Raw genomic sequence first — 24,168 nt, 5'->3', positions numbered from 1 at the left:
AACATGCACTTCAAGGGACTGGACCTCAATCTGCTGGTCGCGCTCGACGCGTTGCTCGAGGAAGCCAGCGTCACGCGCGCGGCCAAGCGCCTGCATCTCAGCCAGCCGGCTGCAAGCGCGGCCTTGCGGCGCCTGCGCGGCTGGTTCGGCGATCCGCTGCTGATCCAGCATGGCAAGCGCCTGATGCTCACTCCCTATGCCCTGCGCCTGCGGCCGCAACTGGCGGAACTGCTGGCCGGGATCGACGCCTTCGCCAGCCAGCCAGCCCTGTTCGATCCTGCAGCCACGCACCGCCGGTTCCGCGTTTCCATGTCGGACTATCTCGCCAACGTGGTGCTGCGCCCGCTGACCATAGCCGTTGCTGCGGCGGCGCCAGGCATCGAACTGGAGATCGTCTCGCCCGACGACAATTCGGCAGACCTGCTCGATCGTGGCGAGATCGACCTGCTGATGATCCCGCAGGAGTTCATTTCCCCGCAAAACCCGTCAAGGTTGCTGCTGGAGGAACAGCACGTCGTCGCCGGATGGAAGGACAACCCTCTCGTCCAGCGCCCGCTCACCGCCGAGGCTTTTGCGGCGGCCGGGCATGTCTCGGTGCGGGTCGGACGAATCACGCGCCTGACCTTTGCCGAGGCGCAGTTGCGCGCGCTGGGGATTACCCGGCGCGAGGAAGTGATCGTCCCCTCCTTCGCCATGGTGCCCGACCTGCTGGTGGGCACTTTCCGGCTGGGGATCATGCACGAACGCCTGGCCCGCCTGGCTGCGCGGCGGACCGACATCGCCATCGTGCCGCTGCCGTTTGCCTTCCCGCCGATGCGCGAGATGGTCCAGTTTCACCGCGCGCGGACGGACGATGCCGGTCTCAACTGGCTCCTGCAGCAAATCGATCGCGTCATTCGCGCCAATGACGCACCGGCCGGATTCCCCCTTGACGAAGCAACCTCACAATGAGAATGATTGTTCTAATAAAGTAGCGACACGCCAAGTCGCCAGGCATACGGGCCGGGATCTCGCAAAGGAGCCGGGCCGCGGGGCCGCCATTTGGGAGACTGACGTGTTCCTGGCACCCTGCATCGAGTGGCATTTTGCCGAATACCCCAATCTTGCGGACCGCGTGCGGGCCGCCGCGCGCGCGGGATTTACCGCTGCCGAATTCCATCTCTGGCGCGACAAGGACATGGCCGGCATCGCCGCCGCGCTGGACGAGACGGGGCTGGCCCTGACCGGGGTCTGCGTCGATCCGCGCCGCTCCATCGTTGATCCGGCAGAGCGCCGTGAATTGGCGGCGGCCGTACAGGAGACGATCGCGGCAACCGCAAGCCTCGGCAAGCCGCCGCTGATCGTAGCTTCGGGCTTCCGGGTCGAGGGCATGAGCGAGGAAGAGCATTTTGCCAACGCCGTCGCCGCGCTGAAGGAGGCCGCCGCTCTCGCCGAGCAAGCCGACGTGACCCTGCTGCTCGAACCGCTCAACACCCGCCTGTTCTCGGCGATGTACCTTGTCAGCACCAAGCTGGGGCTCGACCTCATCGATGCGGTGGCAAGCCCCAACCTGCGCCTGCTCTACGACGTCTGGCACAGCGCGGTCATGGGCGAAGACATGGCGGAGGTGCTGACCGGCCGCATCCATCTCGTCGCACACGTTCAGGTCGCCGACATGGACGAACGCAACGAGCCAGGCACCGGAACGCTCGATTGGCCGCGCGTCATGCAGACCCTGCGCGATCTCGGCTATCAGGGCGGAATAGGGCTGGAATACTTCCCGACCCTGCCGATCGACCAGTCCCATGCCAAGGCTCGGGAGGCGCTGGGGCTCTAGGCCCCGCGCCGACCCGCAACCGGGAGAGTTGCCGTGGCCCAGAACAGACCACCATTGGCCGCCAGACTGCCTTTTGCCGAACGCCTGAGCTACGGCTTCGGCGATCTTGGCACCAGCCTCGCCTACAACATGGCGAGCGGCTTCCTGCTCTATTACTATACCGACGTGGTCCGCCTGCCGGCGGCGGCTGTCGGCACGGTGTTTCTAGTGGCGCGCCTGCTCGATGCGATCATCGACATTCTCGTCGGCATCGCCGTGGATCGGACGCACAGCCGGTGGGGCCGCACCCGTCCCTGGTTCCTGATCACCGCGCTACCCTATGCGGTGGTCACCGTGCTGGTCTTTTCGGTCCCGGCGGGATGGTCGCAGGGTGCGCAGCTGGTTTTTGCATTCGTCACCTTCAAGGCGCTCGGCCTGCTGATGTCGTCTCAGGCCATTCCCTATACCGCCCTGATGCCGATGATGACCAATGACCGGCACGAGCGCCTGAAGCTGGGAGGGATGCGCTCGGTGGGCACTTCGGTGTCGGTCGTGCTGGGCACGGCGGCGACCATGCCGCTGGTCGGGCTCTTCGGCGGGGGCGACCTCAGGCACGGGTTCCAGGCCGTGGCCGCCCTGTTCGCGGTGGTCGGGCTGACGGCCACGGCGGCGCTCTTCCACTTTTGCCGCGAGCGTTTCGAGGATCACGCCAGCCCCCGCTTCGCCATCCTGCCCGCCGTGCGGCAGATGCTGGGAAACCGGGCCTGGCTGGTCTGCTTCGGCTTCTGCCTGACCTATTTCATCCGGTTCGGCCTGATGATGTCGGCCACTACATATTTCGCGATCGAGGTGCTTGGGCGGCCTTGGATGATCTCGGTCATGCTTCCGGCGGTTTCGGGGATGTTGTTGCTGTCTTCCTTTGTGGCGCCGCCGATCCTTGCGCGGACCGGGCTCAGGGCCGGTAGCACAGCGGTGCTGGCTGTCGCCGCCGCCCTGTTCGGGCTGCTGCCGCTGGCCGAGAACAACACCGCCCTGTTCCTGGCGCTCTATTTCCTCGCCTGCCTTGCCACCTCGATCACCATCACGGCTGCTTTCACGATGATTGCCGAGACGGTCGATCACCACGAGGCCCAATTTGGCGTGCGCCGCGAGGGCCTGCTCTCGGCCGGGGTCAGCCTGTCGACCAAGGTCGGCATGGCGGTTGGCACGGCAGGGTTCGCCTGGCTCCTCGGCGCGGTCGACTATACCCCCGGCGCCAATTCCGAAACGGCGCGGGAAGCGATCCGCTGGGCCTATTATGGCAGCGCCGTCGTGCTGCTCACGCTGCAGACCGTGATCGTGCTGGCCTGGCCCACCCTGCGCCGCCCGGCGCCCGTGCCGGCAGCAGCCTGAAAAACCACAAGAACCCAAGGGAGAGAGAACGATGAAAGCGAATGCGCTTGCCCTGTTGCTGGGCGCCGTAGCGATGCCCGCCGCCGCGCAGGTCATCGTCACCATAGACTATCGCCCGCCCGAGACCGTGCAGCGTGTTGGCATCCCGGTGAATCCAAAGGAACAGCGCATCAAGGTGCTGATCATCTCCGGCCAGAACTCCTATGAGCACGACTGGACCGGCGTGAACAACATGCTCCGCACCCTGATGCAGGACACGAAGCGGTTCGATGTGCGGGTTACCGAAGACTTCGACCACGGCGACCTTGCCACGCTCAAGGGCTACGACGTGGTGCTGCTCAACTACTCCAGCCGCTGGAACTATGCCGATCCTGCCCAGCACCTCTGGTCTGACGAAGCCTTCAAGGCGCTGTACCAGTATGTGCGAGAAGGCGGCGGGCTGGTTGCCTATCACTCGTCGTTCACTTGGGGACGCGACGTGCCGGAATACAAGCGGCTGATCGGTGCGGCGATGGAGCCGGGGTCCAGCCGCCGCGCGCCGCCGGGGGCCTTTCCGGTGCATATCGTGGATCGCTCACACCCGATCACGGCGGGGATGCGCGAGTTCGTCTGGACCTACAACGACGATATGTACACCAACATGGCCTTCGATCCGGAGGCCCGGATTCATGTCCTCGCGACAGCACGCGACTCTTCAGCAAGCTACGACCCGAAGCTGACCGGGCCCAAGTATCCGGTGGCGGCCTACACACCCGAGAAGCTAAAGGCGATGAAGGGCATGGATGCGGACCATCCGCAGGTCTGGACCGCGGACTATGGCAAGGGCCGGGTGTTCTCGATCACCCTCGGGCACGACGAGGTCAGCCTGCACTTCCAGCCGCTGCAGACCCTGATCCTGCGCGGCACCGAATGGGCGGCGACGGGTGCGGTCACCTTGCCTGTGCTGGAAGAGGCGAAGGACTATCCCACGAAGTAAATTCGTTGCGGAGGGCACCTTTTAGGGTGCCCTCCGCAACGAACCTGATGAATCAGTTGAGCCCCAGCTTTCCTCCGGCGGCCGCATAGGCGCGAAAGGCCTCGAAGCGCGCGGGCGAGGATACCGCAGGCCGCATCCCAGGCCGATCGCCGATTACCATCGCGTTCACCGTTGTGGCCCCGATCTTGGGCCACGCACGCGCTTTGAGCGACGGATTTCCGGTGCGCATGAAGGCGAGGACAATATCCTGCCATTGCCGTGAAACGGCGTGGTCGGCCGCGGTGAACACCCGGTCGCCGTGGCCCAGCGCACCGAACACGTAGGGCAGGCCCGAGGAGTGGAACGCGCCCCATGCCTTGCCGCCGCGGGCCGGCGGATAGGGATGGTCGTAAAGATAAGTATGGACCGGCTGGCCGGAGGCCGCCGTTCGCGCGCGCGACCACAGGATCAGGCCGGCCATGTAGCGATCCCGGCTAATCAGGACGTTCGACCTGGACACCTCGTCCTCCGTCGCGTGCGGATAAAGCGCCTGCAAACGGTCTGCAAAGGCACCATATCGGCCGCGCACCGCACGTTCAAAATCGGCGGGAGTGCGTACGGACAGGTCGATCATCTCTGCCGCATTGTAACCCGTCAGCAACGGCACGGCAGAGACCACCCGCCCCGCCGCATCGCTCGGATCGTGGGGCAGGACCACGCCATCGACATGGGGCACGTAGACGAAGCGGGGGACGCCCCCACCCTCGGCCGGCCCCATCCGGGTTGCCTCTACCAGCCGGTCGGCCGAGGCGGCTCGCAAGACCTCGACCGAAGGCGCATCGAGACGTTTTCCCAGCGCCGCGCCATCGCTCTCGCCCACGATCCGATTCGGCGCATCGATCGCCATGCTGGCGCCGCTGAACGAGATCGCACGGGCGAACAGGCCCTTCGCCAAGGGCGAGACGAGCAGGTCGTTGACCGAGGCGGCGCCGGCGGATTCACCCGATACGGTGACGTTCGCCGGGTTGCCGCCGAAGCCGGCGGCATTGTCCCTCACCCAGCGCAGGGCAGCGATCTGATCGAGCAGGCCGTAGTTGCCCGAGGTCTTGAGAGGAGATTCGGCGGTAAGTCCCGGATGGGCGAGAAAGCCGAACACCCCCACCCGGTAATTGATCGTGATGACCACGGCGCCCCGCGCGGCAAGGCCCGACCCGTCATAGACCGGCAGACTCCCGGCCCCGCCCTGAAACGCTCCGCCATGGATAAAGACCAGCACCGGCAGGCCGCGCCGGCCCCCGGCGGGCTTCCAGATGTTGAGCGTCAGGCAGTCCTCGCTGATCGGCGCACCGGCCACGAATTCCGCCGTGTAAGGACCCCATGCCCCGGCTAGCGCCTGATAGCAGGCCGGACCGGGACGGGTGGCATCGCGATGGCCCTGCCACGGACTGACTGGCAAGGGCTCTCGCCAGCGGCGCTGCCCCGTGGGCGGGGCGGCATAAGGAATGCCGAGGAAGGCCTGGACGGCGCCTCGCTCGATCCCGCGGACTGATCCGGCCTCGGTCTGCGCAACCGGATCGGCGAGCGCAGCGCCCGCCGAAACGGCGAGGGCGAGCGCGAGGCAATGACTGATGTGAACCATGGCGCGCTCAGTACTCGAAGGTTTCGGACATGGTGCGATAGGGCACCGGCGGCGGGGCATCGAGGGTCTGGCCGGTATCGGTGCGATAGGGATTGTTGCGCATTTTCGCCGGCCCGTCGGGCTTCGGCATCAGCACCGGCTTGCCGTCCTCGCCGAAGTACATGAGATCATCGCTGAAAGGGTTGTCCTGCGACTTGGCGGCGAAGGGAATCCAGCCCATGCCGAGCGGACTCCGGGCGATCTCGTAGCAGTGGAAGTGCCAGATCTTCCACTGGCCGTCCTGACGGATGAAATCGACCCCGTACTTGGCGAGGATCTCGTGCATCCACACCCGCTTGCCATCGACCATGACGTCCTTCACGTACATGAATTCTGGCGCGAGCTTGGCGGCTTCGGGATCGGTCAGGCCCGATTCCACTCCAGACATGACCCATAGGCCCTTGGCCGTCTGCCCATCGGCCGCGACCTCTATCAGCGGCGAGGCGACATAGTGGAACACCAGCTTGCCCTTCGGGTTGGGCCGCTGGGCGTGGTAGGCCGTGATCGACTCCCACGACGTGTAAACCCCGTTGTTGCTGTATTGCGCGCGGATTCCCGGCGTGCCCTTCTTCGCCCAGAGCGGGACGATCTCGGGATCATGGAAAGCGTTGTGCAGGTACATGTAGCGCGAGAACAGATTCTCGATCTCGCCCCGGTCCCGGCTCGCGCGGGCCAGCGTTCGCAATTCGGCGATCTCTGCCTTGAGCGACGACACCTCGGTTCCGCCTCCCTTCGTAGCTGCGGCGGCCGGAACGGCGATGGCCAATAATGCCGTGAATGCAAGCACCTGCTTCATATTTCTCTCTCCCTTTGTAAGATGCCGTGAGCGAGCGCCGCGACCAACAGAAGCAGCGCGATCAGCACGCCGTTCTGCGGCAAGGCCGCAGTCTCGCCGCGCACCGTGTGGACGGCGGCGGCAATCAGCTGATTGGCGATGAGGACCAGCGCCGCCGACCGGCACCAGCACAAGCCGGCCGGAAGCACCGCGCCCAGCAGAGCGAGAGCGCAGACCAGTTCGCTCCACCCGACCGCCCTTCCCAGCGCCGCGGGCAAATGCACCGTCCAGGCGCCGTGGCGGGCCAGTTCAGCGAGCGGCGCGAAGGCCTTGTTCCAGCCGACGAAGCCGAAAATTGCTGCCAGCATCAGCGCGGCCACGAACAGACTGGCGCGGCACAATCCTTGCGCCACGCGGCTCCCGCGCCCTTCTGCCGAACTGCCCACGGCGATCTCCCCATTTCACCCGGCCTGCCAACCTGACCGTATTTTTCAGAAGAAATATATTGATTCTAAATTTCGATCAAGGCACCACAATCGCGGCTTGACGGATGGGCCGATTTATACGAATATCCGTTCCAATTAGGGCCCAGGCCCCAGGGGAGAGAGTCTGAACGCAGGCCCCGCCGCAATCGCGGCGCAGGCCTGCCTCACCTCACGCCCCGCCCCCTGAACAAGCAACCTTGCGGAGGTTTTCATGGCCAGTGCAATCAAACGGGGCGTCAGCCTCTATTCCTATCAAAACGAGACATTCCAGGGGAAGATGACCCTGGAAGACTGCATCCGCACCAGCGCGGAACTCGGCGCCAAGGGCATCGAGATCATCGGCGAGCAGACCTTCTGGGGCTGGCCCGAATATGGCGCGGCCGACGCCGACGTGGCCAACTGGCACAGCCTGATCGGCAAGTATGACTGCACCCCGGTCAGCCATGACTTCATGCTGGACTACAAGCGCTACAAGGGCCGCGAAATGGCCTTCGAAGAACAAGTCGCCAGCGTGAAGAACGACATCGATTTCGGCGCCCGCCTCGGTATGAAGTTCATCCGCGCGCTTGTCTCGATTTCGCCTGACGTGCTGGTGGCGGCTGCGCCCTATGCCGAGGAAAAGGGCATCAAGATCCTGATCGAGGTGCACGCCCCGCTGCACTTCGATCATCCGTGGATCGTCCGCCACGCCGAAGCCTATGAAAAGAGCGGGTCCGACGCGCTCGGCTTCCTGCCCGACATGGGGATGTTCCTCCATGCCTATCCGCCGGTGTGGAAGGAGCGCTTCCTGCGCCAGGGCGCCCAGCCCGAAATCGCCGACTACATCGAGAAGGCCTATCAGGACCGCGTCCTTTCGGAATACGTGATTCTTGGCGCGATGCAGATGGGCGCAAACAAGGCCGCGATCTCCATGGCCGAAGCCCTGCGCCACAACTCGGCCTTCGAGCCGAAGCGTATGCTGGAATTCATGCCGCGCATCCACAACATCCACGGCAAGTTCTACCAGATGACCGAGGACTGTGTTGAGCCGTCCATCCCCTACGACAAGATCGTCGAGGTGCTGCAGAAGGGCGGCTATCAGGGCTACATCTGCTCGGAATACGAAGGCAACCGCTGGATCGAGGACGTGGAAGAACCGGATTCGGTCGAACAGGTCCGCCGTCAGCAGGTCATGCTGGCCAAGCTGCTTGGCGAAGAAACCGTCCCTGCCCTCAAGACGCCCGTCGCGGCCTAAGGAGTACCGAGCCATGATGGACAACAAGATGATCGTCGAAGGCAGCCTGCGCAACGTCGAAGGCGGTTTCGCCTTCCTCGGCCGCCTTCCCTACTATCGCGGCCTCGGCCTCTCCATGATCGAGGACATCCAGATCACCGTGGACGGCGAAACCATTGCCCGCGAGGACGTACGCTTCACCGTGCGCGGCAAGACCTACACGCTCGACGAAATGGAAACGGTTTACGACAACCGCTGGAACTTCGGCGAAAAGGCTCTGATCAGCGCACTGAAGCCGGGCGGTCTGGGTGCGGGCGGCCACGAGGTCACTTTCGCCGTGCGCTATCGCGTATCCTACCTGCCCTTCGTGCCGACCACGAAGGACACCAAGGAACTGGCGCTGGCCGCCTGAAAACCGGGGAGCTGAGAATGTTTGATCGCCGCGACGTGCTGAAGGGGGGCACGGCTGGCCTTGCGGCTGGCTGGCTCAATCTTCCGCCTGTCGCGGCGTCAGCATCGGAGCAAGGCTGGCGTCCGCTCTTCAACGGACGAGACCTCACCGGTTGGACCATGTTCCAACAAGGCGCCGAAGGTGGTGATCCCCACCACGTCGTCTCGATCGAAAAGGGGACGCTGCACTTTCTCGGCCCCCACTATGCCGGACCTGACAAAGCAACCTTCGGCCATGTCGCCACAGAGGCCGAGTATAGCGATTATCACCTGCGGCTGGAATTCTGCTGGGGGGAGCGGCGCTTCGCTCCAAGGGCCCTTCAACGCCGGAACAGCGGCCTGCTTTTCCATATGAGGCCAGAACGTGACCGCCTCTTTCCGGACTGTGTCGAATTTCAGATCGAGGAAAGCGACGTCGGTGACGCGATCATGGTCAACACGCGAGCGCTCCAGGGCCCACTGCTGGGCGGAACTCCCCTATGGCCCAACTATCTGCCCTTTCTGCCGCGAACCTATCAAGAACCGGTCATCGCGGGAGACATCGCTCGGCAATGGCATCGTCATTCCGGTCAGTTCGAACGGCTGGATGGTTGGAACACACTCGACCTGTACGCTTTCGCTGACAAGGCCGCCCAACTGGTCAACGGGCGGATCGTCAACACCCTGTTCGGGATGATCGACCGAACGGGTACCGCCTTACACAAGGGCCGCATTGCGCTTGAGTTCGAGGCGGCCGAAATCCGGTTTCGCAACGTGGTGATCCGCAACCTCTCATCAGATGAAATCGCACGGATAAATTCGGGCGCCTGAATGCCCAGAGAACGTGCCAAGGGGAATGAGGCATGATCGATCGTCGCAACCTTCTCGCTGCCGGCGCCCTGACCGGAATCGGTGCCATGGCCGGAGCCGCGCCGCGCCGCATGGCCCGCCCGGCCCCGGTCGACCCGCGCTTTCCGCAAGGCTTCCTCTGGGGCGCGGCGACGGCCGGGCATCAGGTGGAAGGACAGAACGTCAATTCCGACGTCTGGTTTGCCGAGCATGTTACCCCGACCGTCTATGCCGAGCCCTCGGGGGATGCGGCCAACAGCTTCAACCTGTGGCCGACCGACATGGACCTCGTGCGCAGTCTCGGCCTCAACACCTATCGCTTCAGCCTCGAGTGGGCGCGGATCGAGCCGGCACCGAGCGAGTTCTCGCTCGCCATGCTCGATCACTACAAGGCGATGATCGAGGGGTGCCGGGCGCGCGGGCTCAATCCGGTGGTCACTTTCAACCACTTTGCCTGCCCGCGCTGGTTTGCCGCGCGCGGCGGCTGGAGCAACCCGCAAGCGCCGGAACTGTTCGCCCGCTATTGCGACCGCGCGGCGCGGCACCTTGCGGCCGGGATCGCCTATGCGCTCACGCTCAACGAGCCGAATCTTGCGGGCGTGTTGCAGGAACTTCTTCCCGGCAATCTGCTCGAGGCCGACAAGGCCATGACCGCCGCCGCCGCGCGCGCCTTGGGCGTCGATCACTTCGAGGCGGGCAACAACCTTTCGATCCGCGATCCTGCGGCAACGCAGGCGGGGCTGCTGCGCGCCCACAAGCTGGGCCGCGCCGCTATCAAGGCCGTTCGCCCGGACCTGCCGGTCGGCGTGAGCCTGGCCATGCTCGACGAGCAGGCGGTCGGACGGAACAGCCTGCGCGATGCCAAGCGCGAACGCTATTACGGCCCCTGGCTGCGCGCGGTTCGCGGCGACGATTTCGTTGGCGTGCAGAATTACGAGCGCAGCGTCTGGACCGACAAGGGCAAGCTCCCGCCCCCGCCCGGCGCGCGGACCAATATGATGGGCGCGGAGGTCTATCCGCCCTCGCTGGCGGGCGTGGTGCGCTATGCCCATGCCGTGACCGGCCGGCCGGTGCTGGTCACCGAACATGGCGTCGGCACGGACGACGACACGATCCGCCAGTGGCTGATTCCGGAGGCCCTGGCCGAACTGAAGCGGGCCATGGCCGAGGGCGTGCCGGTGCTGGGCTACATCCACTGGTCGCTGGTCGACAATTTCGAGTGGGTGTTCGGATACCGCATCCACTTCGGCCTGTGCTCGCTCGACCGTGCGACCTTTGCCCGCACGCCCAAGCCCAGCGCCCATTTGCTGGGGCGGATCGCCCGCGCCAACGCGCTGGGCTGATCCGCCCGCCAGCCTTACTTGCCCCCAGTCTCGGCGCGGCGCATCTGCATCAGCCTGCGCCGGGCCCGGATCGCGCCTGCATCCGAGGCAAGGACCAGCGGGCGCATGTCCCAGAAGTCGGTCTCGCCCATCGCGGCGGCCTGGGCCGAGATCATCGGCTCATCCTCTTCGAGGAACACCCGCCGGGCGAGTGCTTCTGCCTCGGGACCGGGCTCGTGCGTGAAGAAATAATGGGTCGAGCCCTGCGTTTCGGGGGTCAGGATATGCGGGTTGGCGATCGGCGGAATGATCAGGTCCTGTCCGCCCGTTCCGGCCCGGGCCATGCGGATGAACAGGGCAAGGTTGGCCGGGGCATGCCAGCGCATGTGGAGCGACTGGTCGACCGTCTGCCCTTCCCCCACCAGCGGCATCGACCAGCCCGGCGGCGGCGCGCCGGCGGTATCCCACTTGTTCCAGATCGCGCCGGTCGCATCGGTTTCGACCGTCTGGTTGCCGTGGCTGAACAGCGATCCGTTGGTGCCGAAGCTTTCGACGTGGAGGAATTCGGCGTGGCTGAGATCGAGCAGGTTGTCGGCGATCAGCTCGTAGTTCACCTCCATCACATAGCGCGAGCGCCCGACCGGCGGGCCCGCGTCGATGAAGGAAAAGTCGGGAACGAGCGCCGGATCGGCCATGGCTGGGTCACCGGGCCAGAACCACAGTCCGCCATGCGCCTCGACCACCGGGCAGATGCCGAGGCGGGCCGTGGCCGGCAGGGGATTGCCGAAAGGGTTGTGGATGCAGGCGCCGCTGCCGTCGAAGGTAAGGCCATGATAGCCGCAGGTTATCCGCCCGTCGGCAAAGCGCCCCATGCTGAGCGGGACGAAGCGGTGCGGGCAGCGGTCGGCCACCATGACCCAGCGGCCGTCGCCTTCGCGCCAGATCAGCCAGGGCTTGTCGAGCAGCTTGCGCGCGAGGAAGCCGCCTTGCGGCACCTCCTCCGCCCATGCGGCCATGTACCATGCGTTGCGGACATATTCGGACACCGTTTCGCCTCCTTGCAAGAAGGGCACGGACAATGACTGGAATGTAGCTGCATCGCCCGCACCCACCGCGGGCCAGATGCCCGCAATATGCCGTGGGGCCTGCAGCTGGCAGCCCGCATGCAGGCTACCCTCCCAAGCCGGACGCGCTGTCCGGCTACCAGGCTGTCTGTCCACCGAAGTGGACAGAGGCCGTCTAGTTTAGAATCAATATTCGCGTCAACCGATTCCCATCAGCCGTTTGTTGAGTTCGCGGTCGGCGCCGCCGGCGGCGAAGTCGTCGAAGGCGTGCTCGGTAACCCGGATGATGTGGCGGTCGATGAACGGCGCGCCCTCGGCCGCGCCCTGCTCGGGATGCTTCAAGGCGCATTCCCATTCCAGCACGGCCCAGCCGGGGAAATCGTACTGCGCCATCTTGGAAAAGATCGCGGCAAAGTCGACCTGCCCGTCACCCAGGCTGCGGAAGCGCCCCGGCCGATCGGCCCACGACTGGTAGCCGCCATAGACCCCCATCCGGCCGTTCGGGCGGAACTCGGCGTCCTTGACGTGGAAGCACTTGATTCGCTCGTGGTAGATGTCGAGGTAGGCGAGGTAATCGAGCTGCTGCAGCACGAAGTGGCTGGGGTCGTAGAGGATATTGGCGCGCGGGTGGTTGCCGACCCGCTCGAGGAACATCTCGAAGGTCGCCCCGTCGTGGAGGTCCTCACCGGGATGGATCTCGTAGGCGGCATCGACCCCGTTGTCCTCGAACACGTCGAGGATCGGCTTCCAGCGCCGGGCGAGTTCATCGAAGGCGTCTTCGACCAGACCCGCCGGACGCGCCGGCCACGGATAGAAGTAGGGCCAGGCCAGCGCGCCGGAGAAGGTCGCGTGGGCAGTGAGACCGAGGTTGCGGCTGGCCTTGGCGGCCAGCTTGACCTGCTCGGTCGCCCACTCCTGCCGCGCCTTCGGGTTACCCCGCACATGGGGCGCGGCGAAGGCGTCGAACTGCGCGTCGAAGGCTGGGTGGACCGCGACGAGCTGGCCCTGCAGGTGGGTCGAAAGCTCGGTGATGGACAGCCCCTTCTCGGCCAGCATCCCGGTGATCTCGTCGCAATAGGTTTGGCTGGTCGCGGCCTTCTCGAGGTCGAACAGGCGCGCGTCCCACGAGGGGATCTGCACGCCCTTGTAACCGAGCCCGGCGACCCAGTCGGCAATCGACTCCAGCGTGTTGAACGGAGCGCCATCGCCCGCGAACTGGGCGAGGAAGATGGCGGGGCCCTTGATGGTCTTCATGGCGGTTCCTCTCAGACGGTCAGCTTGACCCAGCCGGCGTTATCGCGGCTGGCGGCCACGGCGGTGGCGATGAAGGCCATGCCGCGCAGGGCCGTGTCGATCCCCGGCAGCAGCGGGGCTTCTTCCCCGCGCAGCACGGCGGCGAAATCGCGGTAGATATTGGCGAAGGCCTCGAGATAGCCCTCGGGGTGCCCGGTGGGGGTGCGGGTGCGCAGGGCGGCATCGGGGCCGAGCTGGCTGCCCCCGGCATGGACGATCTCGGTGCGCCCATCGAGCGTGTTGATGGTGAGCGTATTGGGCACTTCCTGCTTCCAGATCAGCCCGGCCTTGTCGCCATAGACTCGGATGCGCAGGCCATTCATCTCGCCCACCTCGATCTGGCTGGCGAGCAGCACGCCCCTCCCCCCGTTCTCGAAGCGCAGCAGGACCGAGCAGTCATCATCGACCTGCCGACCAGGCACCACGGCACCAAGATCGGCGAGCAGCTCGGTGACCTTGAGGCCGGTCACGAATTCGGCCAGCTGGAAGGCATGGGTGCCGATATCGCCGATGCAGCCGCCCGGCCCCGAGCGCGCCGGATCGGTGCGCCATTCGGCCTGCTTGCCCGAGGCCTCCCCGGCGAGCCAGCCTTGCGGGTACTCGACCACGACCTTGCGCACCGTGCCCAGCGCGCCCGAAGCGATCCGTGCGCGCGCCTCACGCACGAGAGGATAGCCCGAATAGGTGTGCGTCAGCCCGTAGGACAGGCCCGAGGACGCGACATGCCCGGCCAGTTCCTGCGCCTCGGCGAAAGTCGCGGTCGCCGGCTTGTCGCTCAGCACCGGCAGCCCTGCCGCCAGCGCCGCGCGGGCAGCGGGCAGGTGGTGGAAATTGGGGCTGACGATCGCCACGAAGTCGATTCCGTCGCCCCGCGTCTTCTCACCCGCGAACATCGCCTCCATCGAGGGGTAGGCCCGCTCCGGATCGATCCGGTAAGTCTCCGCCGCCGCCCGGCTGCGCCCGGCATCGCTCGAAAAAGCCCCGGCGACCAGCTCGATCTCCCGGTCCAGCTCCGCCGCGATCCGGTGGATCGGGCCGATGAATGCTCCGGGACCGCCTCCGATCATCCCCATGCGCAATCGGCGCATCTCAGTTCTCCCAAAATTTGATTTGTAATCTCTATTCTAGTTATGTAGTTTGGACGTCGTCAAGTGGGAACAGGCTGGAACAACGGCCGCCCCAGCATGCGGAGATGGCATTGCTCAAAGGATTCTTCCGGTCACTAACCCTGCGACCGCAGGGTTTTACCATGATCGTCGCCGCCTTCCTGCCGGTCTTCGCGATCATCGCGATGTTTCCGGTGGTCGCCTCGATCATCACCCACTTCAAGGACGATCCGGACGCGGCGATAAAGGTTCCAGCCATGGTGACCGCACCGGGCTATGCCATCGCGGTCCTGGCCCCATTTGCCGGACTGTTCGTCGACCGCTTCGGACGCCGGCGACTGCTCCTGATCTGCACGTTCTTTTACGGGATCGTGGGGACCGCCCCCTTCCTGCTGGAAGACCTTGACGCCATCATTGCCACGCGCATCCTTCTCGGGGTCTGCGAGGCGGGTATCCTGACCATCGTCAACACCCTGATTGCCGATTATTGGGACGATTCCGGACGGCGCAACTGGCTGATGTTGCAGGGGCTGGTCGGCCCCGCCTTCCAGCCGCTGGTCTTCTTCCTTGTCGCCGCAGTGGCGGCCGTGCGCTGGAACGGCGGTTTCCTTGTTTACCTGATCGCGCTGCCGATCTTCATCTCGATGTATTTCTTCCTGTTCGAGCCGAAGCGGCCGGAGGGCGAAGCCGCCTCGACGGTCGCCGAGGATTCGGGCCCCTTCCCGCTCGCCACGGCGGCAATGGTCGGGGGCATGACCCTTTTCGCCTCGGTTCTCTACTACGTGTTCATCGTGAACGGCTCGATCGTGTGGGGTGAACTCGGGGTGAGCGACCCGATGGACGTCAGCAAGGCAACGGTCATTCCCAGCCTGTTCATCCTTGCCGGGGCTTTGCTGTTCCGGTTCGTCTCGCGTTATTCCAACGCGGTGCAGATTGCCGTTTTCATGGCCCTGTTCGGGCTGGGCCTTGGCGGGATCGGCCTCGCCCGAAGCATCGGCTCGATGCAGGCTGCCTTGATCGTGCAGCAAACCGGCGCCGGCATGGCCGTTCCCGCCCTGATTGCCTGGGCGCAGTCCAAGTTCGGCTTTGCCCACCGCGGCCGGGGCATGGGGGTCTGGACCAGCGCCTTTTTCCTGGGCCAGGCGATATCACCGATCATCGTTGGCGCCGTGGCCAAGGCCAGCGGCTCGATGCAGCACGCCTTCCTGGTGACCGGCATGACTGCCCTTGCCACCTCGGCGGCCCTGCTGGTCGGCTCTCGCGGTTATGCCCGGGAGGCCCTTGCACGCTGACGAACCACAAGAGTTCGCACGCTAAATGTGCGATTGGAGCAGGGGGAAAACCGGGCTATGCGAAGCGCCGTCAATTCTAGTTCTCCCATTCCGATCTCCAGGGCAACACGTGCATGACCGGTAAGACTCCCAGCAAGACCAAGGCCAAGGCAACGACGTTCACGGTGGAAACCGTCAGCCGCACTCCGCAGCAGGGCCGCAGCAAGGCCTCGCTGGAACGGATGCTCGGCGCGGCCCGCGCCCTGATGGTGGAGCGGGGAAGCGAGGACTTCACCCTGATCGAGGTGAGCAAGCGCGGCAATGTCTCGATCGGTTCGATCTATCTGCGCTTCGAGAGCAAGGACAACCTCGTCCGCGCCGTGATCGCCGAGACGATGGAGCATATGGAGCGCAGCGAGGATGCGATGCTCGCCACGCTCGAGCAGGGCTGTTCGAGCCTGCGGGAATTCGTTCCCGCATTCGTCGAAGCCTACGCCGGGGTCCTGACCGACAATGCCGCGCTGCTGCGGCTGGCGATGACGCGGGCGGAAAACGACCCGCTGGTCGCCGAGCCGGGCAAGCGGGCCGCGCTGCGGGCGGTCGCCTTGGTGAAAGCGGCGCTGCTCCATTACGCCGACGAATTCGGCGGCACCGATCACGAGACGCGCGCCGAAGCGGCCTATTACATCATCTTCGCCACCCTCGCCCGCCAGTTGAGCCTCGGCTCTTCGCGGGAATCGGTCACCGACTATGACTGGGCGGAACTGAAGCGGGAACTCGGCCGGATGTGCCTGGCCTATCTGACCGCGGCGTGACGCAGCCCTGAACCGGGTTCGGCACGACCGCATGAAAAGGGAGAGACGTCGAATGCTGAAACCCGCGCTACTGGTCGCCGCGCTTGCCATCTTGCTGCCGGGCGGGAACGCCACGGCGGCCGAGCCCGGCCCGCCTGCGTTCCGGGTAGTGCCCGCCCCCGCTTCGCTGCGCCCCGCGATCGAACTGGGCAGCGGAGCCGGCCGCGAGCAGTGGGAAGCGTTCACCGATCAGGTGAGCGTCCGCAATGTCACCGGGGCCGCGCTCTATCCCGTTCTTCCCGCCGCCGGACGTGCCAATGGCAAGGCGGTGATCGTGGTGCCGGGCGGCGGATACCGGTTCGTCTCGATCGAAAGCGAGGGCTTTCGCATGGCCGATGCCTTGGCCGCGGATGGCTATGCGGCCTTCGTGCTCAAATACCGCACCATGCCGACCACGCGCGACATTCCCACCTACCTCGGCGAGACGATGAAGCTGTTCGCGAGCATGGGCAAAAGCACCCTCGCGGACAACCCGCCCGCCGTCGATGACCTTGCCGCCGCGATCGACTACGTGCGTTCGCACGCCGCTGACTGGAAGCTCGATCCGGCGAAGATCTCCGTGGTCGGCTTTTCGGCGGGATCGCGCACGGCGATCCGGCTGATCGAGAACAAGCCGCAGGCGCGGGCGCTGGAAAACGTCGCCCTGCTCTACCCGCCGATGACCGAGGCGGTGAAGCCCGGCCCTCGCCCGCCGCTGTTCCTGGCGATCGCCAACGACGATCCGCTGTTCCGACAGGGCGGCCTTGGGCTGGTGCAGGCGTGGCTGGGCGAGAGCCGGCAGGTTGAATTCCACCTCTATTCCGGCGGTTCGCACGGCTTCGGGATGCGTCTGGGCGGCACGACCAGCGACTTGTGGATCGGACAGTATATCGCCTGGCTGAACCGCCATTAACGGATCGGGAGAGCGGGATTGCCCCGCTCTCCCGAAACGGTCAGCTGGCGAGAATCCGGCGGCACATCGCCTGATGGCGGCGGACCTGCTCGAAGGCATCGCGCGTGTCGTAGGCGTGGCCTTCCCATTCGGAAACGATCGTGCCGGTGAAGCCGCCGTCGCGGAACAGCGGCAGGATCGTCTCGTAGTCGATCGCTTCCTCGACGCCGTCATCGTCCACCCCATAGAACTTCCCGTGAATGTGGACGGTGCGGTCGACCAGCGCGGCCCAGCTCTTCGGATCGTTGTTCGCAAGGATGAAGAAGGCCAGGCTCGCCGCCTGGATGTGCGCGGGGGCATGGCCATCGGCCAGCGCCTTTTCGCGCAGCTTGCCGGCCTTCTCGTGGCTCATGCCCGGCTCCAGCCAGATCTCCTTGAGCATGTCGAGCAGGCTTTCCTTTGCCCCTGCCCGGCGCGCGGCATCGAGCATCGAGGCGGGAATGCGGCTGGCCGTGCCGCCGAAATCTGGAATCCACCCCAGCGCGGGCGAATTCAGCTTGTCGTACATCTCGCCATAGGCCTGTACCGCCGGGTGCCCGGCCCACATCGGCGCGTGGACTTCCACCCCCATCACGATGCCCAGTTCCTCGGCATAGGGCGCGATCTCGGGCAGGAGGTGAACCGGCAGCGCGAACTGCGACCGTGCCACTGGGAAGCCCAGCTTGGCGGCCGAGCGCAGCTGGCGCTTGTGATATTCGACCAGCGTCGCATCGTCGATCGGCTGCTGGCCGGGCTTCAGGAAGCGGTCGGAATTGATTGCCAGAGAGGTCGGATTCAATCCGGTTTCCGCGATGAGGTCCTTGAACCGCGCCGCGAAATCGTCGCTGATGTCAGGGAATTCCTTGAGGCTCTGGAAGCCGATGATCTCGATGTTCGGCCCCAGCCCGCGTTTTGCCACCTCGTGCAGCAGCCCGGGCAGGTCGAACTGGCGGCTAAGCCATTCGTTGGTGAAGGAATAGAGCGTGACGCCGACTTGCGGCCCCGTTGCGCTGGTCATTCTGGAAATCCTCTCGCTCGCTCAGTTCACGCTGAGCAGTTCGGTCTGCGGGTTGGCCCGCTTCATGCCGGGGATGTAGGGCGGGTTGACGTTGATCGTCAGCGCCACCTTGTGCTCGGAACCCGGCGCCAGGCAGCGGCCGGGCAGCACGAGAAAGGCGCTGTCGCGCACGAACCAGAAACGGTTGGTCTGCTCGCCCAGCTCGGCAAGTGGCCACGACGCGCCGTCGTATTCGACCTGCGCTTCGGACAGGTCGACCGGCTCTCCGTCGATCGCCAGTGCCGCCACTTCAACGGTCGAAAACGGCAGCGAGCGATACCACGGCAAGCGCATGGCAAGGCGCAAACCGGCGGGCGTCGCGCTCAGCCCCTCCTCTCCGATCACGCGTTCGACTGGCAGCATGGAAGGCTCTCCCTTTCGCATAATTAGAAAGGCGGTTCTAATTATCGCTTGACAGGAGGTCAAGGCCCGTGCTCAAGAAAATCGAACGAAAATTCTACTTATCTACGGACCCCAGGAGAGCATGGACCAGTTCGACTACATCATCGTGGGGGCAGGCTCCGCCGGCTGCGTGCTGGCCAACCGGCTCAGCGCGAACCCACGCAATCGCGTCCTGCTGATCGAGGACGGGGGAACCAACCAGCACCCCTTCATCAGGATGGCCGGCGGCTTCGTGAAGATCATGGGCAACCCTGAGTATTTCCGGGTCTTCCCGCTGAAATCGCGCCCCGGGATGCGCCCTGGCATTCACACCTACGGGCGGGGCCTCGGCGGATCGTCAGCGATCAACGGCACCTGGTATCTGACCGGGATGCCGGACGATTTCGACGGCTGGGCAAAGCAGGGACTTGCCGGCTGGGGCTGGGACGAGATTTCCCGCTGCTACAAGAAGTTCGAGGACTACCGGGATCCCGGCGCGCACCCGGGCCGAGGCCAGGGCGGCGAATTGCAGGTCACGCCGTCGACATACCGGTCGCCCGTGTTCGATGCCCTCGCCGCCGGCTTCGGTACGCAAGGAATGCCCTGGCTGGACGACATCACAACGCCCTATGCGCACGGCGTCGGCCGCTCGCAATATACGGTGGACCGCAAAGGCGAACGGGAATCGTCCTACAAGGCCTTCGTCAAGCCTGTGCAGAACCGCCACAACCTCACGATCGCCACCTTTACCGCGGTCAAGCGCGTGCTGATCGAGAACGGCCGCGCTACCGGCGTGCTGTGCGAACGCAATGGCGAGGAAGTGACCTTCGGCGCGGGCGAGGTAATCCTCTCGGCCGGGGTCTATGGCTCGCCCCAATTGCTGCAATTGTCCGGCGTCGGACCCGGCGCGACGCTGCAATCCCTTGGCCTGTCCGTCGTGAAGGACCTCACTGCGGTCGGTCAGAACCTTGCCGACCACCAGAAGTTCGGCGTCTCGTTCGACCTCCATAACCACCCCGGCACCAACCGCGAATTCTTTGGCTGGCGCCTCTATCGCAATGCGCTGCAGTATTTCGCGACCGGCACGGGCCACCTCGCCCGCGTCGGAATGCCGCTGACGGGCCTGGTCGCCAGCGAGGGCGTCGATCCGCGCTGGCCAGATTTCCAGGTCGCCGCCGCGCCCTTTGCCATGCGCACCATCAACGAGATGGCCGAACGCCCGGGCAGCCCGCTGACCCCCAAGCCCGGCCTCACCTTCTCCGGCTATCACCTGCGGCCCCGCAGCCGCGGGGCGGTTACCCTCACCTCTCCGGATTTCCGGCAGGCGCCGCAGATCGATCCCGCCCTATGGTCCGATCCCTACGACAAGGCGAAGGCGATCGAGCTGTTCAAGCTGTTCCGCGCCATCGCCGTGTCGGATCCGCTCAAGGCGTTCATCGGCACTGAGCGGATGCCCGGTCCTGCCGTTCAGGACGACGAGGCCATTGAGGCGGAACTGGCCAAGATGGTGGAATGCGGCCTTCACGGCACCGGCACTTGCTCGATGGGCACAGACCCGGCGAACTCGGTCGTCGATATCCACTGCCGGGTCCACGGGATCGCGGCCCTGCGGGTGGTCGACTGTTCGATCATGCCGACGCCGGTTTCCGGCAATACCAATGGCCCGGCCATGGCCGTGGCAGAGCGTGCGGCCGAACTGATCCTGGCCGACCAACAGGGATAGCATCCGGAAAATCGGGCGGCGCTGTGACGCGCCGCCCGGTCACCTCAGACCCGATCGCAAAGCTGACGGAACGATGCGAGCGCCTCGGCGGTCGAGGCTCTGGTCGGATAGCATTCAACGCCGATCAGCCCGGAATAACCGACTGACCCGAGCAGCGACAGCTGCCGCTCCCAATCAACCGTGCCCGAACCCGGCTCGCCCCGCCCCGGCACGTCGGCCACCTGCACATGCTCAAGCAGGTGGCTCACCTGCGGCAGGATCGCGGCGGGGTCCTCGCCCTCCACGATCGAGTGGTAGATGTCATAGAGCAGGCGCACGCGCGGCGAGCCGACCTGCGCGATCACCGCCAGCGCATCCTCGGTCTGGCTGAAAAGGACGCCCGGGTGGTCCATCCGGGTATTCACCGGCTCGAGCATGATGATGAGCCCCAGTTCTTCCGCGATCGGCACGATAGAGGCAACGGCCTCGGCCACGATCGCCAGCTGCACCGGCCGCTTCATGTAAGGCACGCCCGGCCCCGACCCCACGACGATGCGCGGGCAGCCGAGCGCGACCGCATCTTCCCCCGCCTTGCGGAACAGGTCCCGAAAACCGGCATGGGTATCGCGGTCGACCAGGCGGGTTCGCGGATCGGCAACAACGCTCACCAGGCTCGCCCCATTGTCGGCCAGCGCGGCAGACAGGCAGGCAAGATCCCGCCCGTCGGTAGTGAACAGCTCCACCTTCGTAAAACCCGCGTCCGCCGCAGCCGCCACACGGTCCTCGATACGGTCGCCCGCTTCGTGGAACATGTACTCAAGGTTCACTGAAATATCGAATGACACAGCCTTTTCTCCTCCCGGCACGTCTGATCGACAGGTGGCTGGAGGAGCCCCTCCGCTCGCCTGTCGGCGCGGCGAAACTTCGCCATTGCCTCGCGCCAAATATACGAATAGATATTTTATTTCTATAAAAAAGGGGAGAGAGAATGCTCAGATTGTCCCGCCAACTCGACTACGGCCAGCCGGCGCCGCCATTTGCCCTGCCCGATACAGATGGACGGATTCGCACGCTGGAAGAGTTCGCCCCGGCTCCGGCCCTGCTGGTTGCCTTCATCTGCAATCACTGCCCGTTCGTGCTCCATCTGCTCGACGGACTGATCGGGCTCGCGCGCGAATATGAGCCGAAGGGCCTGCAGGTCGTGGCGATCTCGTCGAACTGGCCTGACGAATATCCGGACGACGACTATGCCCACATGCAGGCACTGGCTGCGGACAGGGATTTCCCCTTCCCCTACCTGCACGATGAAAGCCAGGACGTGGCCCTGGCCTACAACGCGATCTGCACGCCGGACTTCTTCCTCTACGATGGCGAGCGCCGCCTCTACTACGCCGGCCAGTTCGACGAGAGCAGGCCGAGCATCAACCGCCCGCCCATGCCCGGCATGCCGCCGCTGCGGACCGATCTTCCCGTTACCGGCGATGACATGCGCGCCGCGCTGGACGCCCTGCTGGCCGGCCTCCCGGCGCCTCAGCCGCAGCGCCCGAGCGCTGGCTGCTCGATCAAGTGGCGGCCGGGGAAGGATCCCTCATGGGCGTGACCTCTCGCATCTGGGTCCCGGCCGCGAGCGTGCAGCCGCAGGAGCGGGGGCCTGACTATTTCGCGCCGGTGGACGGAGCGCCGTGGTCGGAAGGAAGCGGGTTCTACCGGGGGTTCTTCAGCGCTTTTCGCTTGCGCGGCGGCAAGGATGCCTGGTTCCACTTCCCCATTCCGGCCATCGTCGAGCAGGACGGCCAGACTCTGCACCTCACTGAATTGCAGCTCATGTGGGAAGTGCTCGATGGCGCGCGCCTGTCATGGGCGACGCTCCAGCACGGCGGCATGGAGCGGGTCGAACTGATCCCGCGACTGACCTCGCCTGACAGTATTGCCGTGCCGGCCGACATCCCCGCCGAAGCCCGCCCGTGGCACCCGCAATGCGACCGGCGGCTCAGCACCTTCACGCTCGAACGCCCGCTGCCGCTGCGCTTCGGCATACAGCTGTGCGTGATGGCGAGTGCCGCGGAAACGGACGGAACGGTGCGATTTTTCGGCGCGGGAGCAAGACTGACGGCCGGCTGACCGGCACCGCATGGGTGGCGACAAAAGTCCGCACCCGATGGGAGAAGTGCAGTGAAACCAATGGTACGCATCAAGCATCGGTTGAATTGGCCAGAGCGCATCGCCTGGATGATCTGCGCCATGCCGGAATTGCTCAAGTCCTTCGCATGGGACGCTTTCGTCCTGTTCTTCTACGCGCAGGTCGTGGGTCTCAAGGGCTGGCTGCTCGGCTTGGCCATTGCCGTGATCATCGCGTTCGACACCATTGTCGACCCATGGATCGGGGCCTTCTCCGATCGCCTGACCAAGGCGCCGCTTGGCCGCCGGCACTCCCTGATGTTCGCGGCCATCCTGCCCTTCACCATCGGGATCGCCGCTGTCTTCAACCCTCCGGCCGGGATGGATCAGCTGCAGATATTCGGCTGGCTGCTCGGCACAGGCCTGCTTGCGCGCTGCGGCATCTCGCTGTGGACGGTCCCGGCCTATGCCCTGGGCGGAGAACTGTCGACCGACGTGACGGAACGGCGCCTGATCGCCGTGATGCGCAACATCGGCAATCAGCTGATCATCCTTACCGTGCCTGCGGTCGCATTCGGGATATTCTTCGTGCACAGCGCCGCCTTTCCCAAGCCGCAGCTCAACCCGGCCCCCTACACCCCGTTCGGCGTGTTCGTGGCACTGCTCGGCGGCGTGCTCATGCTGATCGGGGCGCTCGGCACCTATCGCCGGGCCCGCGCGATCGAGGCCACCACGTGCGACATCGCTCCGGACGGGCCCGGCAGCAGCCCCCTCGCCATTCTCAAGGACATGGCGCGTGCGATCCGCATTACGCCGAATGTGGGGCGATTGCTGTTGGTGGCCTTTCTGGTGCTGTTCACCAACTCGGTCATCAACCAGCTGTCGCTGCACCTTGCCACCTACTTCTGGCAGCTGGACGAGACGTGGACCCCACGCCTGCTGATGGCGGCGACGTTCGGCTCCATTCTCGCCATGGCGCTGGCCCCTGTTTTCCTGCGGATGTTCAGCACGCGCGACGCCATGATGCTGGGCTTGGGCGCCTTCTTCGTCGCCCAGGCCTTTGCCATCATCCTGCCCCTGTCCGGCCTGTCCCCGCCGCCCGGCACTGCCGGCATCGGCGCCCTGATGTTCGCCCTGCGCTTTATCGGCGGCCTCGCCTACGGGCTCTACGTCGTACCGTTCAACGTGGTGACCTACGACATCGGCGACGAGCACGAGGCGAACACCGGCCGCCCGGCACAGGGCATGGTGGCCAGCTTCATGTTCATCGGCCTCCAACTGGGGAGCGGCGCGGTTGCGCTTCTGGCCGGTTCGTTCCTTGGGCTGATCGACTTTCCCGTCGGCCTGCCGGTGGGGCAAATGCCGGCGGGCAAGGTACAGGCTCTCGCGTGGTTCGTGCTGACGCTGGTCGTGCTGGCGGGCGGCGCCATGGCAAGGCTTGTCGGCACTTTTCGGATCGGGCCCGCCCACGGCTAAAGGCCGGCGGGGAGGCCTAGACAAGATCACGGCTCGGCCCGCA

The 24,168-nt window shown here is 65.3% G+C and carries 24 protein-coding genes; 15 read left to right on the top strand and 9 right to left on the bottom strand.

The genetic code is table 11. The annotated features are described in order from the left end of the window. Positions 1-3: 3 nt before the first annotated feature. From H7F51_RS08155 to H7F51_RS08140, 4 genes are all read left to right on the top strand, one after another. The gene (locus H7F51_RS08155; protein WP_185663814.1) at positions 4-951 is read left to right on the top strand and encodes a LysR family transcriptional regulator; all 948 of its coding nucleotides are present in this window, start codon (positions 4-6) and stop codon (positions 949-951) included. A gap of 103 nt (positions 952-1,054) precedes the next feature. After that, a complete protein-coding gene (locus H7F51_RS08150; RefSeq protein WP_185663746.1) occupies positions 1,055-1,816 on the top strand; it encodes a TIM barrel protein in 762 nt (253 codons plus the stop codon). A 54-nt stretch (positions 1,817-1,870) separates the two neighbouring features. Then, complete coding sequence (locus H7F51_RS08145; RefSeq protein ID WP_185663745.1) at positions 1,871-3,187, top strand: MFS transporter; 1,317 nt, start codon at positions 1,871-1,873, stop codon at positions 3,185-3,187. Positions 3,188-3,218: 31 nt separating this feature from the next. Continuing rightward, positions 3,219-4,163 carry a ThuA domain-containing protein gene (locus H7F51_RS08140; RefSeq protein WP_185663744.1) on the top strand — a complete coding sequence of 315 codons (945 nt, stop codon included), beginning with the start codon at positions 3,219-3,221 and terminating at the stop codon, positions 4,161-4,163. Between the two features lie 52 nt (positions 4,164-4,215). On the opposite strand, the gene H7F51_RS08135 is transcribed toward H7F51_RS08140, so the two are convergent. Genes H7F51_RS08135 through H7F51_RS08125 form a run of 3 tightly spaced genes read right to left on the bottom strand, consistent with a single transcriptional unit; the run spans position 4,216 to position 7,041 of the window. After that, a complete protein-coding gene (locus H7F51_RS08135; protein ID WP_185663743.1) occupies positions 4,216-5,781 on the bottom strand; it encodes a carboxylesterase/lipase family protein in 1,566 nt (521 codons plus the stop codon). Between the two features lie 7 nt (positions 5,782-5,788). Continuing rightward, complete coding sequence (locus tag H7F51_RS08130; RefSeq protein ID WP_185663742.1) at positions 5,789-6,616, bottom strand: nuclear transport factor 2 family protein; 828 nt, start codon at positions 6,614-6,616, stop codon at positions 5,789-5,791. Further along, positions 6,613-7,041 (bottom strand): DoxX family protein, encoded by a 429-nt coding sequence (locus tag H7F51_RS08125; RefSeq protein WP_185663741.1) that lies wholly within the window; start codon positions 7,039-7,041, stop codon positions 6,613-6,615. The genes H7F51_RS08130 and H7F51_RS08125 overlap by 4 nt, the downstream gene beginning before the upstream one ends. Positions 7,042-7,291: 250 nt before the next feature. On the opposite strand from H7F51_RS08125, the gene H7F51_RS08120 reads away from it, so the two are divergent. Genes H7F51_RS08120 through H7F51_RS08105 form a run of 4 tightly spaced genes read left to right on the top strand, consistent with a single transcriptional unit; the run spans position 7,292 to position 10,914 of the window. After that, the gene (locus tag H7F51_RS08120) at positions 7,292-8,314 is read left to right on the top strand and encodes a sugar phosphate isomerase/epimerase family protein (RefSeq protein WP_185663740.1); all 1,023 of its coding nucleotides are present in this window, start codon (positions 7,292-7,294) and stop codon (positions 8,312-8,314) included. Between the two features lie 13 nt (positions 8,315-8,327). Next, entirely contained in the window at positions 8,328-8,705 is a 378-nt protein-coding gene (locus tag H7F51_RS08115) for a C-glycoside deglycosidase beta subunit domain-containing protein (protein ID WP_185663739.1), read from the top strand. A gap of 17 nt (positions 8,706-8,722) precedes the next feature. Beyond that, a complete protein-coding gene (locus H7F51_RS08110) occupies positions 8,723-9,553 on the top strand; it encodes a 3-keto-disaccharide hydrolase (protein WP_185663738.1) in 831 nt (276 codons plus the stop codon). 32 nt (positions 9,554-9,585) lie between these two features. Beyond that, a complete protein-coding gene (locus tag H7F51_RS08105) occupies positions 9,586-10,914 on the top strand; it encodes a family 1 glycosylhydrolase (protein WP_185663737.1) in 1,329 nt (442 codons plus the stop codon). 14 nt (positions 10,915-10,928) lie between these two features. On the opposite strand, the gene H7F51_RS08100 is transcribed toward H7F51_RS08105, so the two are convergent. From H7F51_RS08100 to H7F51_RS08090, 3 genes are all read right to left on the bottom strand, one after another. Beyond that, entirely contained in the window at positions 10,929-11,939 is a 1,011-nt protein-coding gene (locus H7F51_RS08100; RefSeq protein WP_185663736.1) for a Rieske 2Fe-2S domain-containing protein, read from the bottom strand. Between the two features lie 216 nt (positions 11,940-12,155). Then, on the bottom strand, positions 12,156-13,211 hold the full coding sequence (locus H7F51_RS08095) for a sugar phosphate isomerase/epimerase family protein (RefSeq protein WP_185663735.1): 1,056 nt from the start codon (positions 13,209-13,211) through the stop codon (positions 12,156-12,158). A gap of 11 nt (positions 13,212-13,222) precedes the next feature. Beyond that, positions 13,223-14,338 (bottom strand): Gfo/Idh/MocA family protein, encoded by a 1,116-nt coding sequence (locus H7F51_RS08090; RefSeq protein ID WP_185663734.1) that lies wholly within the window; start codon positions 14,336-14,338, stop codon positions 13,223-13,225. Between the two features lie 161 nt (positions 14,339-14,499). Here H7F51_RS08090 and H7F51_RS08085 point away from each other — a divergent pair, with 161 nt between their 5' ends. From H7F51_RS08085 to H7F51_RS08075, 3 genes are all read left to right on the top strand, one after another. Beyond that, on the top strand, positions 14,500-15,648 hold the full coding sequence (locus H7F51_RS08085; RefSeq protein ID WP_246447990.1) for an MFS transporter: 1,149 nt from the start codon (positions 14,500-14,502) through the stop codon (positions 15,646-15,648). A 113-nt stretch (positions 15,649-15,761) separates the two neighbouring features. Next, complete coding sequence (locus tag H7F51_RS08080) at positions 15,762-16,442, top strand: TetR/AcrR family transcriptional regulator (protein ID WP_185663732.1); 681 nt, start codon at positions 15,762-15,764, stop codon at positions 16,440-16,442. A 52-nt stretch (positions 16,443-16,494) separates the two neighbouring features. Continuing rightward, the gene (locus H7F51_RS08075; protein ID WP_185663731.1) at positions 16,495-17,373 is read left to right on the top strand and encodes an alpha/beta hydrolase; all 879 of its coding nucleotides are present in this window, start codon (positions 16,495-16,497) and stop codon (positions 17,371-17,373) included. 40 nt (positions 17,374-17,413) lie between these two features. Here H7F51_RS08075 and H7F51_RS08070 read toward each other — a convergent pair whose 3' ends face one another. Then, on the bottom strand, positions 17,414-18,409 hold the full coding sequence (locus tag H7F51_RS08070; protein ID WP_185663730.1) for a sugar phosphate isomerase/epimerase family protein: 996 nt from the start codon (positions 18,407-18,409) through the stop codon (positions 17,414-17,416). A gap of 21 nt (positions 18,410-18,430) precedes the next feature. After that, positions 18,431-18,811, bottom strand: a complete 381-nt coding sequence (locus H7F51_RS08065; RefSeq protein WP_185663729.1) for a C-glycoside deglycosidase beta subunit domain-containing protein — start codon at positions 18,809-18,811, stop codon at positions 18,431-18,433. 121 nt (positions 18,812-18,932) lie between these two features. Between H7F51_RS08065 and H7F51_RS08060 the strand changes: the two genes are divergently transcribed. Further along, entirely contained in the window at positions 18,933-20,552 is a 1,620-nt protein-coding gene (locus tag H7F51_RS08060) for a GMC family oxidoreductase (protein ID WP_185663728.1), read from the top strand. A 44-nt stretch (positions 20,553-20,596) separates the two neighbouring features. Here the strand turns inward: H7F51_RS08060 and H7F51_RS08055 are convergent, their stop codons facing one another. After that, positions 20,597-21,376, bottom strand: a complete 780-nt coding sequence (locus H7F51_RS08055) for a TIM barrel protein (RefSeq protein ID WP_185663727.1) — start codon at positions 21,374-21,376, stop codon at positions 20,597-20,599. 143 nt (positions 21,377-21,519) lie between these two features. Here H7F51_RS08055 and H7F51_RS08050 point away from each other — a divergent pair, with 143 nt between their 5' ends. The 3 genes from H7F51_RS08050 to H7F51_RS08040 are packed head-to-tail and all read left to right on the top strand — an operon-like array spanning position 21,520 to position 24,125. Further along, a complete protein-coding gene (locus H7F51_RS08050) occupies positions 21,520-22,131 on the top strand; it encodes a thioredoxin family protein (protein WP_185663726.1) in 612 nt (203 codons plus the stop codon). Further along, a complete protein-coding gene (locus H7F51_RS08045; protein ID WP_185663725.1) occupies positions 22,122-22,652 on the top strand; it encodes a hypothetical protein in 531 nt (176 codons plus the stop codon). Before H7F51_RS08050 ends, H7F51_RS08045 begins: the two co-directional genes overlap by 10 nt. Before the next feature lie 60 nt (positions 22,653-22,712). Then, positions 22,713-24,125, top strand: coding sequence for an MFS transporter (locus tag H7F51_RS08040; protein ID WP_246447989.1), 1,413 nt, complete (start codon positions 22,713-22,715; stop codon positions 24,123-24,125). Positions 24,126-24,168 lie beyond the last annotated feature (43 nt).

The organism is Novosphingobium flavum, assembly GCF_014230315.1.
Classification (GTDB): Bacteria; Pseudomonadota; Alphaproteobacteria; order Sphingomonadales; family Sphingomonadaceae; genus Novosphingobium; species Novosphingobium flavum.
Note: the sequence above shows the minus strand (reverse complement) of the source record. Positions and strands in the feature narration are given on the sequence as shown.